The organism is Bradyrhizobium sp. 613_E4_N2_2, assembly GCF_052075995.1.
Lineage (GTDB): Bacteria > Pseudomonadota > Alphaproteobacteria > Rhizobiales > Xanthobacteraceae > Bradyrhizobium > Bradyrhizobium barranii.
This window is the reverse complement of sequence record NZ_CP197234.1, coordinates 1,200,574-1,217,508: the sequence shown is the minus strand read 5'-3', so window position 1 is coordinate 1,217,508 and position 16,935 is coordinate 1,200,574. Positions and strand designations below refer to the sequence as shown.

General features: G+C 64.9%; 14 protein-coding genes. 5 read left to right on the top strand and 9 right to left on the bottom strand.

Annotated elements, in window-relative coordinates:
• Positions 1 to 32: 32 nt before the first annotated feature.
• The 6 genes from AB7290_RS05695 to cysG all read right to left on the bottom strand — a co-directional run bounded on the left by AB7290_RS05695 (position 33) and on the right by cysG (position 5,804).
• Complete coding sequence (locus tag AB7290_RS05695; protein WP_085401899.1) at positions 33 to 1,034, bottom strand: sulfate ABC transporter substrate-binding protein; 1,002 nt, start codon at positions 1,032 to 1,034, stop codon at positions 33 to 35.
• 124 nt (positions 1,035 to 1,158) lie between these two features.
• Positions 1,159 to 1,890 (bottom strand): phosphoadenylyl-sulfate reductase, encoded by a 732-nt coding sequence (locus AB7290_RS05690; RefSeq protein ID WP_085401861.1) that lies wholly within the window; start codon positions 1,888 to 1,890, stop codon positions 1,159 to 1,161.
• Complete coding sequence (locus tag AB7290_RS05685; protein WP_085401862.1) at positions 1,887 to 2,402, bottom strand: DUF934 domain-containing protein; 516 nt, start codon at positions 2,400 to 2,402, stop codon at positions 1,887 to 1,889. The genes AB7290_RS05690 and AB7290_RS05685 overlap by 4 nt, the downstream gene beginning before the upstream one ends.
• Positions 2,389 to 4,044 carry a nitrite/sulfite reductase gene (locus tag AB7290_RS05680; protein ID WP_085401863.1) on the bottom strand — a complete coding sequence of 552 codons (1,656 nt, stop codon included), beginning with the start codon at positions 4,042 to 4,044 and terminating at the stop codon, positions 2,389 to 2,391. The genes AB7290_RS05685 and AB7290_RS05680 overlap by 14 nt, the downstream gene beginning before the upstream one ends.
• Positions 4,045 to 4,074: 30 nt before the next feature.
• A complete protein-coding gene (locus tag AB7290_RS05675) occupies positions 4,075 to 4,383 on the bottom strand; it encodes a DUF2849 domain-containing protein (protein ID WP_071916679.1) in 309 nt (102 codons plus the stop codon).
• Positions 4,380 to 5,804 (bottom strand): siroheme synthase CysG, encoded by a 1,425-nt coding sequence (cysG, locus tag AB7290_RS05670; protein ID WP_085401864.1) that lies wholly within the window; start codon positions 5,802 to 5,804, stop codon positions 4,380 to 4,382. The genes AB7290_RS05675 and cysG overlap by 4 nt, the downstream gene beginning before the upstream one ends.
• A gap of 236 nt (positions 5,805 to 6,040) precedes the next feature.
• On the opposite strand from cysG, the gene cysD reads away from it, so the two are divergent.
• The 3 genes from cysD to AB7290_RS05655 all read left to right on the top strand — a co-directional run bounded on the left by cysD (position 6,041) and on the right by AB7290_RS05655 (position 11,235).
• Entirely contained in the window at positions 6,041 to 6,835 is a 795-nt protein-coding gene (gene cysD, locus AB7290_RS05665) for a sulfate adenylyltransferase subunit CysD (protein ID WP_063980990.1), read from the top strand.
• Between the two features lie 20 nt (positions 6,836 to 6,855).
• Entirely contained in the window at positions 6,856 to 8,772 is a 1,917-nt protein-coding gene (gene cysC, locus AB7290_RS05660; RefSeq protein WP_085401865.1) for an adenylyl-sulfate kinase, read from the top strand.
• A gap of 297 nt (positions 8,773 to 9,069) precedes the next feature.
• Positions 9,070 to 11,235, top strand: a complete 2,166-nt coding sequence (locus tag AB7290_RS05655; protein ID WP_085401866.1) for a malate synthase G — start codon at positions 9,070 to 9,072, stop codon at positions 11,233 to 11,235.
• Between the two features lie 158 nt (positions 11,236 to 11,393).
• On the opposite strand, the gene AB7290_RS05650 is transcribed toward AB7290_RS05655, so the two are convergent.
• Positions 11,394 to 11,549, bottom strand: coding sequence for a Thivi_2564 family membrane protein (locus AB7290_RS05650; RefSeq protein ID WP_011084288.1), 156 nt, complete (start codon positions 11,547 to 11,549; stop codon positions 11,394 to 11,396).
• A gap of 274 nt (positions 11,550 to 11,823) precedes the next feature.
• On the opposite strand from AB7290_RS05650, the gene AB7290_RS05645 reads away from it, so the two are divergent.
• The gene (locus tag AB7290_RS05645; RefSeq protein ID WP_085401867.1) at positions 11,824 to 13,917 is read left to right on the top strand and encodes a methyl-accepting chemotaxis protein; all 2,094 of its coding nucleotides are present in this window, start codon (positions 11,824 to 11,826) and stop codon (positions 13,915 to 13,917) included.
• A 225-nt stretch (positions 13,918 to 14,142) separates the two neighbouring features.
• Here AB7290_RS05645 and AB7290_RS05640 read toward each other — a convergent pair whose 3' ends face one another.
• Positions 14,143 to 14,796: a DUF2865 domain-containing protein gene (locus AB7290_RS05640; protein WP_085401868.1), complete on the bottom strand. Its 654-nt coding sequence runs from the start codon at positions 14,794 to 14,796 to the stop codon at positions 14,143 to 14,145.
• A gap of 13 nt (positions 14,797 to 14,809) precedes the next feature.
• Entirely contained in the window at positions 14,810 to 15,592 is a 783-nt protein-coding gene (locus tag AB7290_RS05635) for a L,D-transpeptidase (RefSeq protein WP_063986079.1), read from the bottom strand.
• A 204-nt stretch (positions 15,593 to 15,796) separates the two neighbouring features.
• On the opposite strand from AB7290_RS05635, the gene AB7290_RS05630 reads away from it, so the two are divergent.
• Positions 15,797 to 16,909, top strand: a complete 1,113-nt coding sequence (locus AB7290_RS05630; protein WP_085401869.1) for an AI-2E family transporter — start codon at positions 15,797 to 15,799, stop codon at positions 16,907 to 16,909.
• The last annotated feature ends 26 nt before the right edge of the window (positions 16,910 to 16,935 follow it).

The window sequence follows — 16,935 nt, the reverse complement described above, 5'->3', positions numbered from 1 at the left end:
AGGCCCCCTGCTACTCCTAAGACGGCGCCCGATCAGTTCTTGTAGATCTGATCAAAGACGCCGCCGTCGGCAAAATGTTCCTTCTGCGCCTTGGTCCAGCCGCCGAAAACGTCGTCGATCGTGAACAGTTCGACCTTGGCGAAGGAGTTTTCGTACTTCTTGGCAATCTCGGCGTCGCGCGGACGGTAGAAATTGCGCGCGGCGATTTCTTGACCTTCCTTGGTATACCAATACTGGAGGTAGGCATCGGCCGCGTTGCGGGTGCCTTTTTTATCGGCAACCTTGTCGACGATCGCGACCGGCGGCTCGGCGAGGATCGATTGCGGCGGCGCCACGATCTCGAACTTCTGCGCACCAAACTCCTTCAGGGCGAGATAGGCCTCGTTCTCCCAGGCCAGCAGCACGTCGCCGACGCCGCGCTCGACGAAGGTCACGGTGGCGCCGCGCGCACCGGTGTCGAGCACCGGCACCTGCTGGTAGAGCTTTCCGATGAAGTCCTTGGCCTTGTCGGCCGAGCCGTATTTCTTTTGGGCAAAGCCCCAGGCGGCGAGATAATTCCAGCGCGCCCCGCCGGAGGTCTTCGGGTTCGGCGTGATCACCGAGACACCGGTCTTGAGCAGATCGTCCCAGTCCTTGATGCCCTTCGGATTGCCCTTGCGCACCAGAAACACGATGGTCGAGGTATAGGGCGATGAATTCTGCGGCAGACGCTTCTGCCAGTCGGTCGCGGTGAGGCCCTTGTTCGCGACGGCGTCGATGTCATAGGCGAGCGCGAGCGTCACCACATCGGCCTGCAATCCGTCGATCACGGCACGCGCCTGCGAGCCGCTGCCGCCATGCGACTGCTTGATCTCGACGCTCTTGCCGGTTTCCTTCTGATAGGCATTCGCGAACGCCTTGTTGAACTCGGCATAGAGCTCACGCGTCGGATCGTACGACACGTTCAAGAGATTGATGTCAGCGGCGAGAGCCGAGCTTACCAACAATCCAGTCAAGAGCAGCCCTGCCGCGAGCGGAACGATACGGCGCATCATGTCCATCTCCATTTACCTCGACGACGTCATCGTCATCGATGGCACGCGGGCATAACTCGGGGCGAAACGCTCTCAAGTCAACGGAACCGGATTTTCTTGTTCGTAGCCGGACAGCTCGACTGTGCTACGAAGTCTTCATCGTGTGGATGCCGCATTCTGTCTTGGCTCGGCCGCGCCAGCGACCGGCGCGTGCATCCTCGCCCTCGGCCGTTCTGCTGGTGCAAGGCATACACCCAACCGACAGGAAACCGGACTCCACCAGCGGATGACGCGGCAATTTGGCGCGGACGAAAATGGCTTCGAGTTCCTCGCGCGAGACATTGGCGAAGGGGTTGAACTTCAACCGCGCGCCATCATCCTCGACCACCGGAATGTCGGTGCGCGCATTGCCCTGAAAGCGCTTGCGGCCATTGAGCCACGCATCGAACGGCTTCAGCGCACGCGCCAGCGGCTCGACCTTGCGGATGCGGCAGCAGGCGTCTGGATCGGAGAACCAGAGGTCGCGGTCGGGATCTTCGCGCGACAGCGTCTCCTCGGCAGGCTTGATCGAGCGGACGTCCTTCAAGCCGAGTTCCGCGATCAGCGTATCGCGATAGGCCAGCGTCTCCTCGAACAGCCAGCCGGTGTCGAGGAAGATCACGGGGATCGCCGGATCGACGTCGGCCATGACCTTCAGCAGCGTCGCCGATTCCGTGCCGAAGGACGACACCAGCGCAAGCTTCTCGCGCCCGACCGCCTTCAACGCCGCGGCGATGACCTCCGCGGGCGAAGCATCGCGCAGCGCACGATCGAGCTCCTCCGCCGAGGGCAGCGCAGACACGGACACTGAAGCGACCTGGGGCGCGATTGCGTTCACGTGCCGACACCTTCGGAGTGACGCAGCTGCATTCGCCTGTGCAGCGCGGTGATGCGGCCGTCGCCGGTCGGCTGATAGAACACCGAATAGCGCTTCGCGGTCTGCATGAAGGCTTCCGCGTCGGCCTGCTTCTTGACCTCGAAGGAATCGAAGCCGGCGCGCAGCATGAACACGAACTGGTCGCGCAGCACCTGGCCGGTGGCACGCAAATCGCCGCGATAATTATAGCGCTCGCGCAGCAGGCGCGCCTGGCTGTAGGCGCGGCCATCGCGGAAGCTCGGGAACACCAATGCGACGACGGCGATCTTGCCGAGATAGGGCACGAGCTCGGCGATATCGCGATTGTTCGGCCAGATCACGCCGACCTTGCCGCCGCGCTTGAGCAGCGCGTCCGCATCGCTGAGGAAGCGCTCGGCCGGCACCAGGATGTCGCCGCCCTCGGGCAGCGGCGTGTCGACGGCAAGCTTGGCGAAGCTGTCGTCGGCGATTTTTCCGCCGTTAACGAGTGGCATAGACGCGCTCCTTGAAGGGTTCGACGCCGAGGCGCTTCACCGTGTCGACGAACAGCTCCTCCGGCCGCTCGCGCAGCGCCAGATAGGCTTCCACGATGTCCTCGACGACGTCAGCGACCTCGTCAAACTTGACGCCGGGGCCGATCAGATTGCCAAGCGCGGCGCTCTCGTCGGCACGGCCGCCGATGGTGATCTGGTAGACCTCCTCGCCGTTCTTCTCGACACCGAGAATGCCGATATGGCCAACATGATGATGGCCGCAGGCATTGATGCAGCCGGAGATGTTGATATGCAGCCGCCCGATCAGATTGGCGAGCTCATGGTTGGCAAAGCGCCGCGTCAGCTCCTGCGCGATCGGGATCGAGCGCGCATTGGCCAACGAGCAATAGTCGAGCCCCGGGCAGGCGATGATGTCGGTGATCAGGTTGACGTTCGGCGTCGCCAGCCCAAGCTTGTCGAGCGCCTTCCACAGCGCCGGCAGGTCGCGCTTGGCAACATGCGGCAGCGCCAAATTCTGCTCATGACCGACGCGGATCTCGCCGAAGGAATATTTGTCGGCGAGATCGGCCAGCGCATCCATCTGCTCGGCGGTGGCATCGCCCGGAGGCGCGCCGATCGGCTTCAGCGAGATCGTGACGATGGAGTAGCCCGGGTTCTTGTGCGCGGCGACCGAGTTCTTGCGCCACGCCTCGAAATCGGGATCGGCCGCGGCCTGGCGCAGCTCGTCCGGCATGTGCGGCAGCTTCTCATAAGCCGGATAGATGAAGCGCGAGCGGATGTCCTCGATCACCTCGTCGTCGATCTGAAGCGAGGAGTTGCGGATATGCTGCCACTCCTCCTCGACCTCGCGGGAGAACTTCTCGATGCCGAGCTCGTGCACCAGGATCTTGATGCGCGCCTTGTAGATATTGTCGCGGCGTCCGTACTGGTTGTAGACGCGCAGGATCGCCTCGATATAGCTCAGGAGATCGCGGCCGTGGACGAAGTGCTTGATGGTCTTGCCGATGAACGGCGTGCGGCCGAGACCGCCGCCGACCAGCACCTCGAAGCCGGTTTCGCCCTTCTCGTTCTTGATCAGCCGCAGGCCGATGTCGTGGACCTTGATCGCAGCGCGGTCGTGATCCGAAGCGGTGATCGCGATCTTGAACTTGCGCGGCAGGAACGAGAATTCCGGATGCAACGTAGTGTGCTGGCGGATCAGCTCCGACCAGATGCGGGGATCCTCGATCTCGCCCGGCGCGACGCCGGCCCACTGATCCGAGGTTACGTTGCGCATGTTGTTGCCGGAGGTCTGCATCGCGTGGATGCCGACGTCGGCAAGATCGGCCAGCGCATCCGGCAGGTCCGAAAGCTTGATCCAGTTGAACTGGATGTTCTGGCGCGTGGTGAAATGGCCGTAGCCGCGGTCATATTTGCGCGCGACATGGGCAAGCTGCCGCAACTGGTTCGACGCCAGCGTTCCGTAGGGAATCGCGACGCGGAACATGTAGGCGTGCAGTTGCAGATAGACGCCGTTCTGCAAGCGCAGCATCTTGAATTCGTCCTCGGTCAACTCGCCCGAGAGACGGCGTTGCACCTGGTCGCGGAATTCCGAGACGCGCTCGTTGACCAGCGTGCGATCGATTTCGTCGTAAGCGTACATGATTAAAGTGCCTTACAGCCCGACCTGCGATTAAACCGGCAAGTCGATGGTCACGCCATCGCGGCGGATCTGCTCGCGCAGATTTCCGGGCACGATCTTGCCGTCCTCGCCGATCTGGACCGGAGCGATATAGGGACCAATCGCGCCGACGTCATCGGCCACGGCCTCGGCGAGCAACGCTTTCGCCTCATCGGAGTTTCGCACGATCGCGGCGTCTGCGAGGTCAGCCGACCAGCCCTTGGCAGCAGTGCGGTAGACCACGACGCCATCCCAGGTACGGTTAGCGGTCACGACGGAGGAATCGCTGATTTTAAGTTTCTTTTGCAAGGGAGAGGTCATTCGGCAGCATCCAGGAGGTCAGAGATGATTTGTTTGGGTGTTTCGCGGCGAAGTGAACCGGTATGCCGGACCACGTCGCCGATGATGAGGATGGCGGGACCGCCATGGGTCCGCCGCACGAGCTCGGGCAGGTCGCGCAGCGTGCCGATCGCGCCTTGTGCGTCCGGCCGCGTGACGCGGGCGAACACGCCGACGGGCGTCTCGGGCGAACGGCCGGCCGCGAACAAGCCTTCGCGGATCGCGGGGGCCGCGGTCATGCCCATGTAGACCACGACGGTCATTTTGGTGTCGGTCAGCGTCGACCAGTCCACGTTCTCGGCATCGCGCGCCTTGTGCGCGGTGAGGAAGGTGATGCGGGTCGCTTCATGACGGTAGGTGAGCGGCACCTCGAAATCGGCGGCGCCGCCGAGCCCGGCAGTGATGCCGGGAATAATCGAATAGGCGATACCAGCGGCGCGCAGCGCTTCGACCTCTTCGCCGCCGCGGCCGAACACGAAGGGGTCGCCGCCCTTCAGCCGCACCACGCGCTGGCCGGATTGCGCGGCCTCGATCATGCGCTTGTTGATGGCGTCCTGGCCGATGCCGGGCTTGCCGACGCGGCGGCCGACCGGAACGCGCGTGGTGTCGCGGCGGATGCGGTCGAGAATTTCAGGGGAGACCAGTTCGTCATGGAAGACGATGTCGGCATCCTGGAGCGCGCGCAGCGCCTTGATGGTGAGAAGGTCGGGATCGCCGGGCCCAGCGCCGACCAGCGCGACGGAGCCTTCCGGCTTGTCGGCACGCGCGAACGCGGACGGATCGGAAATCGCCCTGATCGCGGCGTCGGCCTCGCCCTTGCGGCCCGCGAGCACAGACGCGCCGATCGGACCGTCGATGACGCGCTCCCAGAAGCGGCGGCGCAGCGGAAACTCGGCGATGCGCTCGTTGATGGATTTGCGGAAGCCGCCGATGAACTCGGCGAGCTCACCGATGCGGGCCGGCAGCAGCGCCTCGATCTTCTCGCGCACGCGCCGCGCCACCACCGGCGAGGTGCCGCCGGTGCCGATCGCGACCACGACATCACCGCGATCGACGATCGCCGGGAAGATGAAGCTGGAATGTTCGAGATCGTCCATGACGTTGACGGGCAGGCCGAGCGCCTTGGCGCGCGCCGACATGGCAACGCCGACATCGCCCGCGCCGGCGCAAACGATGGCAATGACGCCCGAGAGATCGGCGGTGAGCGGATCGCCAGTGGCGATTTCAACCCGCGCAGCGTCTTCGGAACTGAGGCTCAGGTCCTGATTGCCGTCGATCGCATGCACGCGGATGCGCGCACCGGCAGCAGCGAGCACGCGCAGCTTGGCGCGCAAAAGCTCACCCGCGCCGATGAGGACCACCGGACCGGCCTTGAGATCGAGGAACACCGGCAAGAACCGCATGCGATACTCGCTTCCCCCACATCCGGGGTTGACTGGAATTATTTTCTATATATGTGTCGTTTCGAGCGTGCAAAGAGAAAATTTTTTCTTCTCTTCTGCACCGCAACTATAGAAAATTCGCCTCCAAACGCAAAGTGGCAGAGATGCATCTTCTCAGGACCGATTCCGGTGCAGATGGACGGGACTTCCGGGCTCCCGTTTCCGAGCAAATTCCCGTCGGGCTGACCGCCCCCAGCATGGACCATTTGGACCAGCTTGAGGCGCAGAGCATCTACATTTTCCGCGAGGCCTTCGGCCGCCTGAAGAAGATCGCCCTGCTGTGGTCGCTCGGCAAGGACTCCAACGTCATGATCTGGCTGGCGCGCAAGGCGTTCTTCGGCCGGCTGCCGTTCCCGGCCCTCCACGTCGATACCGGCAAGAAGTTTCCGGAGATGTATCGCTTCCGCGATCACTACGGGAAAGAGTGGGAGCTCGACCTGCGCGTCGAACCCTGCCCGCCGATCGATGCCGTCGACCCAACGCTGCCGCCGGCGGCCCGTTCCGCTGCGCGCAAGACCGAAGGTCTGAAGATGGCGCTCGCCAAATTCGGCTTTGACGGCCTGATCGCCGGCATCCGCCGCGACGAAGAGGCGACGCGCGCCAAGGAGCGCGTGTTCTCGCCGCGCGGGCTCGAAGGCAATTGGGACGTGCGCGATCAGCCGCCGGAGTTCTGGGACCATTTCAACGCCTCGCCGCCGCAAGGCGCGCATTTGCGCATCCATCCGATCCTGCATTGGACCGAGGCCGACATCTGGGCCTACACCAAGCGCGAGAACATTCCGATCATCCCGCTGTATCTCGCCAAGGACGGCAAGCGCTATCGCTCGCTGGGCGATCAGGACATCACCAATCCGGTCGCGTCGACCGCGTCGACCATCGACGAGATCCTGGTCGAGCTCGAGCAGACCAAGGTGCCGGAGCGCGCCGGCCGTGCGCTCGACCACGAGACCGAGGACGCCTTCGAGCGTCTGCGCGTCGCCGGCTATCTCTGATTCAAGGACGCAACGCGGCTATGAACATGATCGTCACCCCCGCTTCGCCCGCCACTCCGAACGGCACCACGCGTCCGCAGGTCCGCATCGTCATCGTCGGCCATGTCGATCACGGCAAGTCGACGCTGGTCGGGCGCCTGCTGCACGAGACCGGCAGCCTGCCCGACGGCAAGCTCGAGATGCTGAAAGCCGTCAGCGCGCGGCGCGGCATGCCGTTCGAATGGTCGTTTCTGCTCGACGCGCTCCAGACCGAGCGCGACCAGGGCATCACCATCGACACCACGCAGATCCGCTTCCGCACCAATTCGCGCGACATCGTGCTGATCGACGCGCCGGGCCATGCCGAATTCCTGCGCAACATGATCACCGGCGCCTCGCAGGCTGACGGCGCGGTGCTGATCATCGATGCGCTCGAAGGCGTGCGCGACCAGACCCGGCGGCACGGCTATCTGCTGCACCTGCTTGGCGTGAAGCAGGTCGCGATCGTCGTCAACAAGATGGACCGCGTCGATTTCAGCGCCGAGCGCTTCAAAGAAATCAGCGACGAGATCTCGGCGCATTTGCAGGGCCTCGGCGTGACGCCGACGGCCGTGATCCCGATCTCGGCCCGCGACGGCGACGGCGTCGCGGAGCGCACCGACCGCATCAGCTGGTACAAGGGTCCGACCGTGGTCGAGGCGCTGGACCAGCTCGAGCCGGCGCGTCCGCTGGAAGCCCTCGCCCTGCGCCTGCCGGTGCAGGCGATCTACAAGTTCGACGACCGCCGCATCGTCGCGGGCCGCATCGAATCCGGCAGCCTCATTGCCGGCGACGAGATCGTGATCATGCCGGCCGGCAAGATCGCCAGGATCAAGACGGTCGAAAGCTGGCCGGTAACGCCGGTCGCGGGACGGCAGGGCGCGGGCCGCTCGGTCGGCATCACGCTCGACCGCGAATTGTTCATCGAGCGCGGCGACATCGTCGCGCATGTCGGCTCCGCACCGCGCGAGACCCGCCGTCTGCGCGCGCGCATCTTCTGGCTGCACGACAAGCCGCTCGCCAAGGGCGACCAGCTGCTGGTCCGCTGCGGCCCGAAGGAGAGCCGCGCCACCGTCGTCGCCATCGAGAAGGCGGTCGATCCCGGCGAGCTGTCGAGCGTCGAGAACAAGGCGATCGGCCGCAACCATGTCGGCGAGATCGACATTTCCCTTTCGAGCCCGATTGCCGCCGATCCCTACACCGAGAATCCGCGGACCGGCCGTCTCGTGATCGAGGTTTCGGGGCGCATCGCCGGCGGTGGTCTCGTGCTGTCGGTCGATGCCGGCCAGCGCGCCGTGCCGGTCGACATCGTGCCGGTGGAATCGGCGCTGCGGCCCGACGAACGCTCCGCGCGCTACCGCCACAACGGCGCGGTGGTCTGGCTCACCGGCCTGCCGGCGTCCGGCAAATCGACGTTGGCAAAGGCGCTGGAACGTCGGCTGTTCACCAATGGCGGCTCGCCGATCCTGCTCGACGGCGACACGTTGCGCGCCGGGCTCAACAACGATCTCGGCTTCTCCGCCGCCGACCGCAGCGAGAACATCCGCCGCCTCGCGGAGGTCGCGACCCATCTCGCCCGCAACGGCCACATTGCGATCGTCGCCGCCGTCTCGCCGGCCCGCGAGGACCGCGCGACCGCGCGACGCATCGCCGACACCGCGTTCCGCGAGATCCACGTCGCGACGCCGGCAGAGGTCTGCGAGGATCGCGATCCCAAGGGCCATTACAAGAAGGCCCGCGCCGGCGCGCTGGCGTCGTTCACCGGCATCGGCAACGACTACGAGCGACCCGAGGCTGCCGAGCTCGTGATCGACACGTCGGCCCGCACGGTTGCGGACGCTGCTGACGAGATCGAACGGATGCTGAAGACCACCGGCGTGCTGTTCGACGAGCTCGTGGACCTCGCCGCGAATATTTGAGGCCGTCCTATTTTCCCCGGCTGTCGTCGCCCGGCTTGACCGGGCGACCCAGTATTCCAGAAACAGCGTTGGGTCACGGAGAAGCCGCGGCGTACTGGATTCCCCGCCTTCGCGGGGAATGACAACGGTGCGTCGGGCCGCACACCTCGCCTTGACATTTTGACAACTTTTGGAGGCCTTCTCACGGCCCCGATTTTGAGGCTAATAGGCCCTGAAAGCCGCCCCCTATGGGCGCATTTTGCTGCTGTCGGGTCAAAAGCAGCCAAAAAACAGCCATTTCCAACAAGAAAGCCCATCATGAAACGCGTCGACGCCCACGGATTGAAGATCGCTCCCGTCCTGTTTGACTTCATCGCCAAGGAAGCGGCCCCGAAAACGGCGATCGCGCCGGATGCGTTCTGGGCCGGGGTCGCCGCCATCATCAAGGATCTGGGGCCGAAGAACCGCGCGCTGCTCGCCGTGCGCGACACGCTGCAGGCCAAGATCGACGACTGGCACCGTGCCAACAAGGGCAAGGCGTTCGACCTCGATGCCTATACCGCGTTCCTGAAGGAGATCGGCTATCTCGTCCCCGAGCCGGCGACGCAGAAGGTCGAGACCGCCAATGTGGACGAAGAGATCGGCAAGATCTGCGGCCCGCAGCTCGTCGTGCCCCTCACCAACGCGCGCTATGCGCTGAACGCGGCGAACGCGCGCTGGGGCTCGCTCTATGACGCCTTCTACGGCACCGACGCGATTCCGCACGATCCTTCCGAGAGCGGCAAGGGCTACAACAAGGCGCGCGGCGACAAGGTGATCGCCAAGGCCAAGGCGTTCCTCGATGCCGCCGTGCCGCTGGCGACCGGCAGCCACACCGACGTCACCGCCTACAGCGTCGTCGCGGGCCAGCTCGCGGTGAAGCTGAAGAGCGGCAACGCAACGGCGCTGAAGAACGCCGCGCAATTCGCGGGCTTCCAGGGTGATGCCGCCGCGCCGTCCGCCGTGCTCCTCACCAACAACGGCCTGCACGTCGAGGTCAAGATCGACCGCAGCAGCACGATCGGCAAGGACGACCCGGCCGGCGTCGCCGACATGATCATGGAATCCGCAGTCTCGACCATCCTCGACATGGAGGACTCGGTCGCCGCGGTCGACGCCGAGGACAAGGTGCTGGTCTATCGCAACACGCTCGGCCTGATGAACGGCACGCTCTCGGCCGATTTCGAGAAGGGCGGCAAAACGCTGACCCGTTCGCTCAATGCCGACCGCAGCTACAAGACGCCTGACGGCAAGGGCGAGGTCAAGCTGCACGGCCGCAGCCTGCTGCTGATGCGCAATTGCGGTCACCACATGTTCACCGACGCCGTGCTGGACGAGAAGGGCGAGGAGATTCCGGAAGGCCTGCTCGACGCTGCCGTCTCAGGGCTTCTTGCCATTCACGACATCAAGGGCAACTCCAAGGTCAAGAACAGCCGCACCGGATCTGCCTATATCGTCAAGCCGAAGATGCATGGCCCGGACGAGGTGTCGCTGACCTGCGAGATCTTTGACCGCGTCGAGAAGATGCTCTCGCTGCCCGAGAACACGCTCAAGGTCGGCATCATGGACGAGGAGCGGCGCACCACCGTCAACCTCAAGGCCTGCATCCAGCGCGCCTCCAAGCGCATCATGTTCATCAACACCGGCTTCCTCGACCGCACCGGCGACGAGATCCACACCTCGATGGAAGCGGGCCCGATGATCCGCAAGAACGAGATGAAGGCGCAGGCCTGGATCAAGGCCTATGAGGACTGGAACGTCGACATGGGCCTGATCGACGGCCTGCCCGGCCACGCCCAGATCGGCAAAGGCATGTGGGCCGCGCCCGACAAGATGGCGGACATGCTGCAACAGAAGCTCGCGCATCCGCAGGCCGGCGCCACCACCGCCTGGGTGCCGTCGCCGACCGCTGCGACGCTGCACGCCCTGCACTATCACCAGGTCAACGTCACCGCGCGCCAGCAGGAACTCACCAAAGGCGGTCCGCGCGCGAAGCTGTCCGACATCCTCACCATTCCGGTGTCGAAGTCGAACTGGGCGCCCGACGACGTCAAGCAGGAGATCGACAACAACTGCCAGGGCATTCTCGGTTACGTCGTGCGCTGGATCGACCAGGGCGTCGGCTGCTCCAAGGTGCCTGACATCCACGATGTCGGCCTGATGGAAGACCGCGCCACCTTGCGCATCTCGAGCCAGCATCTCGCCAACTGGCTGCACCAGGGTGTCATCACCGAGGCGCAGGTGATGGAATCGCTCAAGCGCATGGCCGTCGTCGTCGACAAGCAGAACGCGGGCGACGCGATCTACAAGCCGATGGCGCCCGCCTTCGACGGGGTCGCCTTCAAGGCCGCCTGCGACCTCATCTTCAAGGGCCGCACGCAGCCGAACGGCTACACCGAATACATCCTCACCGCGCGCCGCCGCGAGGCCAAGGCTGCGGGCTAAAGCCCGATCATTCAAACACCTAAGCCCCGGCTCGCGCCGGGGCTTTTTTGTTTTCGGGCCGTAGCCCGGATGGAGCGCAGCGCAATCCGGGACCGGCGTTGCTTGGGGCAGGCCCCCGGATTTCGCTGCGCTCCATCCGGGCTACACGCCCCATCCCGCTAAAACACCGTCAGATATTTCAACAGCGACACGACGCCGATGATGATGACGACCACGCGCGCGATCTGCTTGGCGCGACCGTCCATGGGCAGCATGTTGATGAGATAGAGCACGAGAATGACGACGAGAAAGGTGACGAGTACGCCGACCAGCATCGCAAGGACCCCCCTTCAGGCAAATTGTCTGACGGTGTTCTAACGCCCATCTCCCGCGCAGGTTCCATCACCGCAACCCACTGCAACTTCTAGTAAATACGTACTTCTACGATCAGCCGGCCTGCCTAAAACTTTACCCTTTTCGTTTCAGATGCAGAAACCGTTTGGGTGATGCGCCGCAAACGGCATGCGATTGCCGATCTGCCTGCCCCTCCGTTTTGATGTTGCCGGGGCGTCTTGACGAACTTTGCAATGGGAATTTTGGGGGGCTTCGATGCTGAATCGTCTGACCGTGTCCGCGCTGCTGAAGGCGGTGATCGCCATCACGTCGGTCTGTGTGGTGATTGCACTCTCGCTCACCGCCTACGCCTCCTGGGACCGCCTCAAGACCGCCAACCGCATCTCGCAGATCGCCGACGCCTCCGCCGATCTGTTCAAGGCGATGCACAATCTGCGCACCGACCGCTCGACCACGTCCCGGCTGCTGAACGCGACCGAGCCGATGGACTCCGAGATCGAGAGATATCTGCGCGCGCTGCGCGATGCCCAGATGCCGGCGATGGCCCGCGCGCTCGAGCTGCTGCCGAGCATCGACTTCCCGCAATCGGGCGCGCTGGTGCCTGAGCTCGCGCGGCTCTACAAGCTGCTGGGCGAAGAGCAGAAGCAGTTCTGGGAGGATGTTGCCAAACCGAAGGACCAGCGCCGCGCCGGCCTGACCAAGGAATACATGGAGACGACGCAGGGGCTGCTCGACGTGCTCGACAAGCTCTCGGGCGTCCTCGCCGCCACCGTCAACCACCAGGATGCCGTGATCGACCAGCTGCTGTCGATCAAGCAGAGCGCCTGGCTGCTCCGCAACACCGCGGGCGAGGCCTCACTGATCGTCTCGACCGGACTTGCGGCCGGCAAGATCTCGCCGGAGGGCCGCTACAACTATACCCAATTTGTCGGCGGTACGGCCGCGATGTGGAAAGCGCTGGAATTGTCGACCTCGGGCATGCAATTGCCGCCCGCGCTCGCATCCGCCATGACCACGGCCAAGACCGCTTATTTCGAGCCGCAATATCTCACCCTGCGCGACCGTCTCGCGGACACCCTGGTCAAGGGTGAGAAGGCCGAGCTGACGGCCAACCAGTGGAGCCCGCTCACGGTCGGCCGTATGGCCAGTGCGGTCGCGGTGGCCGAAGCCGCGCTCGACGCCGCCCGGAGCTACACGCAGGAGCAGCGCAGTACCGCACAGCGCGCGCTGATCGTGCAGCTTGCACTCCTGGCGCTCGCCATCGGCCTCGCCGTCGGCGCGGTCATGCTGGTCAGCCGCCGCGTCATCCATCCCCTCAACACCATCCGCGACGCCATGCTCAAGGTCGCCGGCGGCGACCTTGCCGTCGACAGCGGCTATCTCGACCGCCAGGACGAGATCGGCGCGCTTGCCGGCGCGCTGGAAACCTTCAAGCAGCAGGCGACCGAGAAGCTCAAGATCGAAGAGCATGAGCGCGAGCGCAATGTCGGCGCGGCCGCGCGCCAGCGCGCCGTCGAGACTTATGTCGGCGAGTTCGAGGGCGCGGTGCGCAAGACGCTCGGCGAACTGAGCGAAGCGTCCGGCGAGATGCGCAAGACCTCGGGCGACCTCTCCGCGGTGTCGCGCCAGACCAACGACCGCGTCCAGGTCGCCGGCAAGGCCTCCAACGACGCCTCCATGAGCGTCGACAGCGTCGCCGCCGCGGCCGAGGAGCTGTCTGCCTCGATCAACGACATCAGCCAGCAGGCGGCGCACGCCGCGGGCATTGCCAGCCGCGCCGTCAACCAGGCCCGCGAGACCGACGGCACGGTGCAAGGGCTGGCGCAGTCCGCAGGACGCATCGGCGAGGTCGTCGGCCTGATCAACACCATCGCGGCGCAGACCAATCTGCTCGCGCTCAACGCCACGATCGAGGCCGCACGTGCGGGCGAAGCCGGGCGCGGTTTCGCGGTCGTCGCCTCCGAGGTGAAATCGCTGGCCAGCCAGACCGCAAAAGCCACCGAGGAAATCTCCGGGCAGATCGCCGACATTCAGAGGGTGGCGAGCGACGCCATCAACGCGATCCAGACCATCGGTGGCATCATCGGCGAAGTGAACGAGGTCGCGACCGCGATTGCCGCCGCCGTGCAGGAGCAGGGCGCGGCGACCCAGGAGATCACGCGCAGCACGCAATTTGCGGCGCAGGGCACCAGGAACGTCTCGGACAACATCACCGGCGTGAAGGCCGACGCGGATGCTGCCGCCGGTGCGGCGGACAACGTCAAGCAGGCCTCGGAAACGCTGGAGACGCAGAGCCGCCAGCTCGGCCAGCAGGTCAGCGACTTCCTGGGGAAGATCCGCGCGGCGTAGGACTTGCGGATTGGATAGAAAGCTGCCGCTACACCTTCAGTGTCGTCCCGGCGAACGCCGGGACCCATAACCACAGGGAGAAGTTGTCGCGCGCGAGCTGCTAACCACGTGCCTTCGTCAAACCGCTTCCTGTGGTTATGGATCCCGGATCTGCGCTCCGCTTGTCCGGGACGACACTGGAGATCGAGGCGCTAGCGCCGCAACCTACTTGAGGCCGCACCGCCCCTACTCCTTCGCGACCACCGGCACCTGGCGGAACCTGGCGCGCACCGAATCCGGCAGCGGCGAAAAATTCATCGCGACGCCGCGGCGGTCGTTGGCGTTGCGGTTGGCGACCACCAGGCCATCGCTGCCCGCGACGATGTCACCCTTGCGCAAGGTCGGATCGTCCTCGACCTTGACCTGGGCAAGTCCGACCGGATCCTTGCCGTTGCACGTGCAGCCCGCGACGATCTCGTTGCGGAAGCGGAACGCGTTGGGCAGGTCGGAATAGGATTTTCCCTTGTCCGTCGTGGCGTCGTCGATGTTGCTGCCATAGACCAGCGAGGTTTCCGACGTCGGGCAGAAGCTCTTGCAGGATTTCGCCTTGCTTTCGGCGTCGTTTCCTTGCGCCGGGAAGTAGCGGCCATCGCAGCTGCGCACGCAATAGGCGATGCCGCCGCCATAAGAGGTCCGCTGGCGCGGCGTGTCGTAGCGCGGCATGTCATCGGTCGGGAACGGCATGCGGATCTCCGGCGCGGAGCGCGCGCGGAAGCCGCCGAACAGCGCCGAGAAGAAGTCTTCCGCATGCGCCGACGGCGTCAACGCGAGGCCGAGCGAGGCGACGGCGAAGCACGCCGCCGCGCCGCCGGCCAGTTTGCCGATCGAACGTCTGTTCATATGACCTCGCCCATCAGTTCACTGCCGACGTCGTGATGTTCAGCGCCTGCCGTCCCGAAGGCAGCGTCGTCACCGGCGGGCGCTTGCGTACCGGGTCGCCGCCCTTGTCGTACCCCTTGGCCATCAGCGGGGCGTTCTTCGGCAGCACCACCACCTTGGCGCCGACATTGACGCGGCTGAACAGGTCCGTGACGTCCTCGTTGGTCATGCGAATGCAACCAGAGGACACGAACTTGCCGATCGTGGTGGGATCGTTGGTGCCGTGGATGCGGTATTCGCTCGAACCGAGATACATCGCGCGTGCGCCGAGCGGATTGCCGGGACCGCCGGCGACGAAGCGCGGTAGATAAGGCTGACGCGCGATCATCTCGGCCGGCGGATGCCAGTCCGGCCACTCGGCCTTGCGACTGACGCTCTGCACGCCGGCCCAGGTGAAACCTTGTCGGCCGACGCCGACGCCGTAACGGATCGCGCGGCCATTGCCGAGCACGTAATAGAGGTAAGTGTTGCCGGTATCGATGACGATGGTCCCGGCCGGCTCGTTCCGGTCGAAGCTGACGATCTGCTTGCGCAGCCGGTCGGGCAGCGCGGCATCCTCGTCGGCGGCCTGCGGCGCCGCGTTGACATAACCCCGCGAATAGCTCGGGTCCTGCGGATATCCCTGCGGCTGCATCGGCGCGTAGCCGAGCGTCTGGGCCTGTGCCGCGAAGGGCACGGTCAGCAATGCTGTCGCGAAGGCAATGGCGGTGGTGGCGCGCAGCGAGAAGCGGCGACGGACTGGAGAGAACCTTGTCATGTGCTGCCCCGTTGGATGTGCATCAGGTGATGCGGCTCCCAACAAACGCAGCTGGACCGACTCAAGTTCCACCGCTCGTTGCGGCAGCGAGGTCACAGTCAAGCGAGCAAAACTTCACGAAACCGCGATGGAACCGGAACGTCCGCCCGGACGTTCTACTGCCAACAATGGGCGCGCGGAGGCTTCCGTGCGGGAGGAGATATTGTGCGCGTCCTTCCCACTGAACGTCTGATTTCCGGCAACAACGAGGGCGACCCGCTTCCCGACAGCCATGTCGAGCTGCCGCCGGTGATCCGCCGCACCGAGTTTGTCGCCTTTACGCTCGCCGGTCTGTTTCTGATTGCCGTGGTCGCGGTGCTCTACGTCGCCAGGGCGTTCTTCCTCCCGGTCGTGATGGCGGTCGTCGCCGGCACCATGTTGTCGCCGGCCGCCAGCTTTCTCGAGCGGCGGCATGTGCCGCGCGCCCTCGGCGCCGTGCTGATCGTGATCGCGGTGACGACGGTGGTCGCCTTCGTCGTCGCGCTGATTGCCGTGCCAGCGATGGAGTGGAGCTCGCGCCTGCCGGAATTGGGCGCGCAGTTGAAGGAGAAGATGCACGTCTTCGACCGGCCGCTGGCGCTGTGGAAGGAGTTGCAGACGATGGTGGGCGGCTCCGAGGGGCTGCCAAGCCTTCCGCTGCCGAAAGCCGAATGGGTGCAACCGACGCTGGAATTCCTGTCGCCGACCTTCGCCGAATTCCTACTGTTCTTCGCCACCCTGATCCTGTTCATCGCGAGCTGGCGCGACCTGCGGCGGGCGCTGATCATGAATTTCGGCGATCGCGATGCGCGGCTGCGCACGCTGCGGATCCTCAACGAGATCGAGGTCCATCTCGGCAACTATCTTTTGACGGTGACACTGATCAACGTCGGCGTGGGCATCGCAACCGGTCTCATCTGCGCCATCACCGGCATGCCCAATCCGGCCGGGCTCGGCGCGCTTGCGGCGGCGCTCAACTTCATCCCGATCATCGGACCGGTCGCGATGTTCGTCATTCTGGTCGTGGTGGGGCTCGTCGCCTTCCCGACCATCGGCGGCGGACTGATGGCGGGGCTCGCCTTCGGCGGCATCACCTTCCTGGAAGGGCACTTCGTCACGCCGACCATCATCGGGCGCAGGCTTTCCCTGAACGCGCTTGCCGTCTTCATCGCGCTGGCCTTCTGGACCTGGCTGTGGGGGCCGATGGGCGCATTCCTGTCGTCGCCGCTCCTGATCGTCGGGCTGATCCTGAAGGAGCATCTGCTGCCGGAGAATTCGCCGCAGCTGCCGCAGGCATGACCGGTTTCCCGAACGGAACTTACCCG

Bases quoted from the DNA above. Each gene is read 5' to 3' on its own strand.
- AB7290_RS05695 (WP_085401899.1), bottom strand. From the start codon at position 1,034: ATGATGCGCCGTATCGTTCCGCTCGCGGCAGGGCTGCTCTTGACTGGA.
- AB7290_RS05685 (WP_085401862.1), bottom strand. From the start codon at position 2,402: ATGCCACTCGTTAACGGCGGAAAAATCGCCGACGACAGCTTCGCCAAG.
- AB7290_RS05680 (WP_085401863.1), bottom strand. From the start codon at position 4,044: ATGTACGCTTACGACGAAATCGATCGCACGCTGGTCAACGAGCGCGTC.
- AB7290_RS05675 (WP_071916679.1), bottom strand. From the start codon at position 4,383: ATGACCTCTCCCTTGCAAAAGAAACTTAAAATCAGCGATTCCTCCGTC.
- cysG (WP_085401864.1), bottom strand. From the start codon at position 5,804: ATGCGGTTCTTGCCGGTGTTCCTCGATCTCAAGGCCGGTCCGGTGGTC.
- cysD (WP_063980990.1), top strand. From the start codon at position 6,041: ATGGACCATTTGGACCAGCTTGAGGCGCAGAGCATCTACATTTTCCGC.
- cysC (WP_085401865.1), top strand. From the start codon at position 6,856: ATGAACATGATCGTCACCCCCGCTTCGCCCGCCACTCCGAACGGCACC.
- AB7290_RS05655 (WP_085401866.1), top strand. From the start codon at position 9,070: ATGAAACGCGTCGACGCCCACGGATTGAAGATCGCTCCCGTCCTGTTT.
- AB7290_RS05650 (WP_011084288.1), bottom strand. From the start codon at position 11,549: ATGCTGGTCGGCGTACTCGTCACCTTTCTCGTCGTCATTCTCGTGCTC.
- AB7290_RS05645 (WP_085401867.1), top strand. From the start codon at position 11,824: ATGCTGAATCGTCTGACCGTGTCCGCGCTGCTGAAGGCGGTGATCGCC.
- AB7290_RS05640 (WP_085401868.1), bottom strand. From the start codon at position 14,796: ATGAACAGACGTTCGATCGGCAAACTGGCCGGCGGCGCGGCGGCGTGC.
- AB7290_RS05635 (WP_063986079.1), bottom strand. From the start codon at position 15,592: ATGACAAGGTTCTCTCCAGTCCGTCGCCGCTTCTCGCTGCGCGCCACC.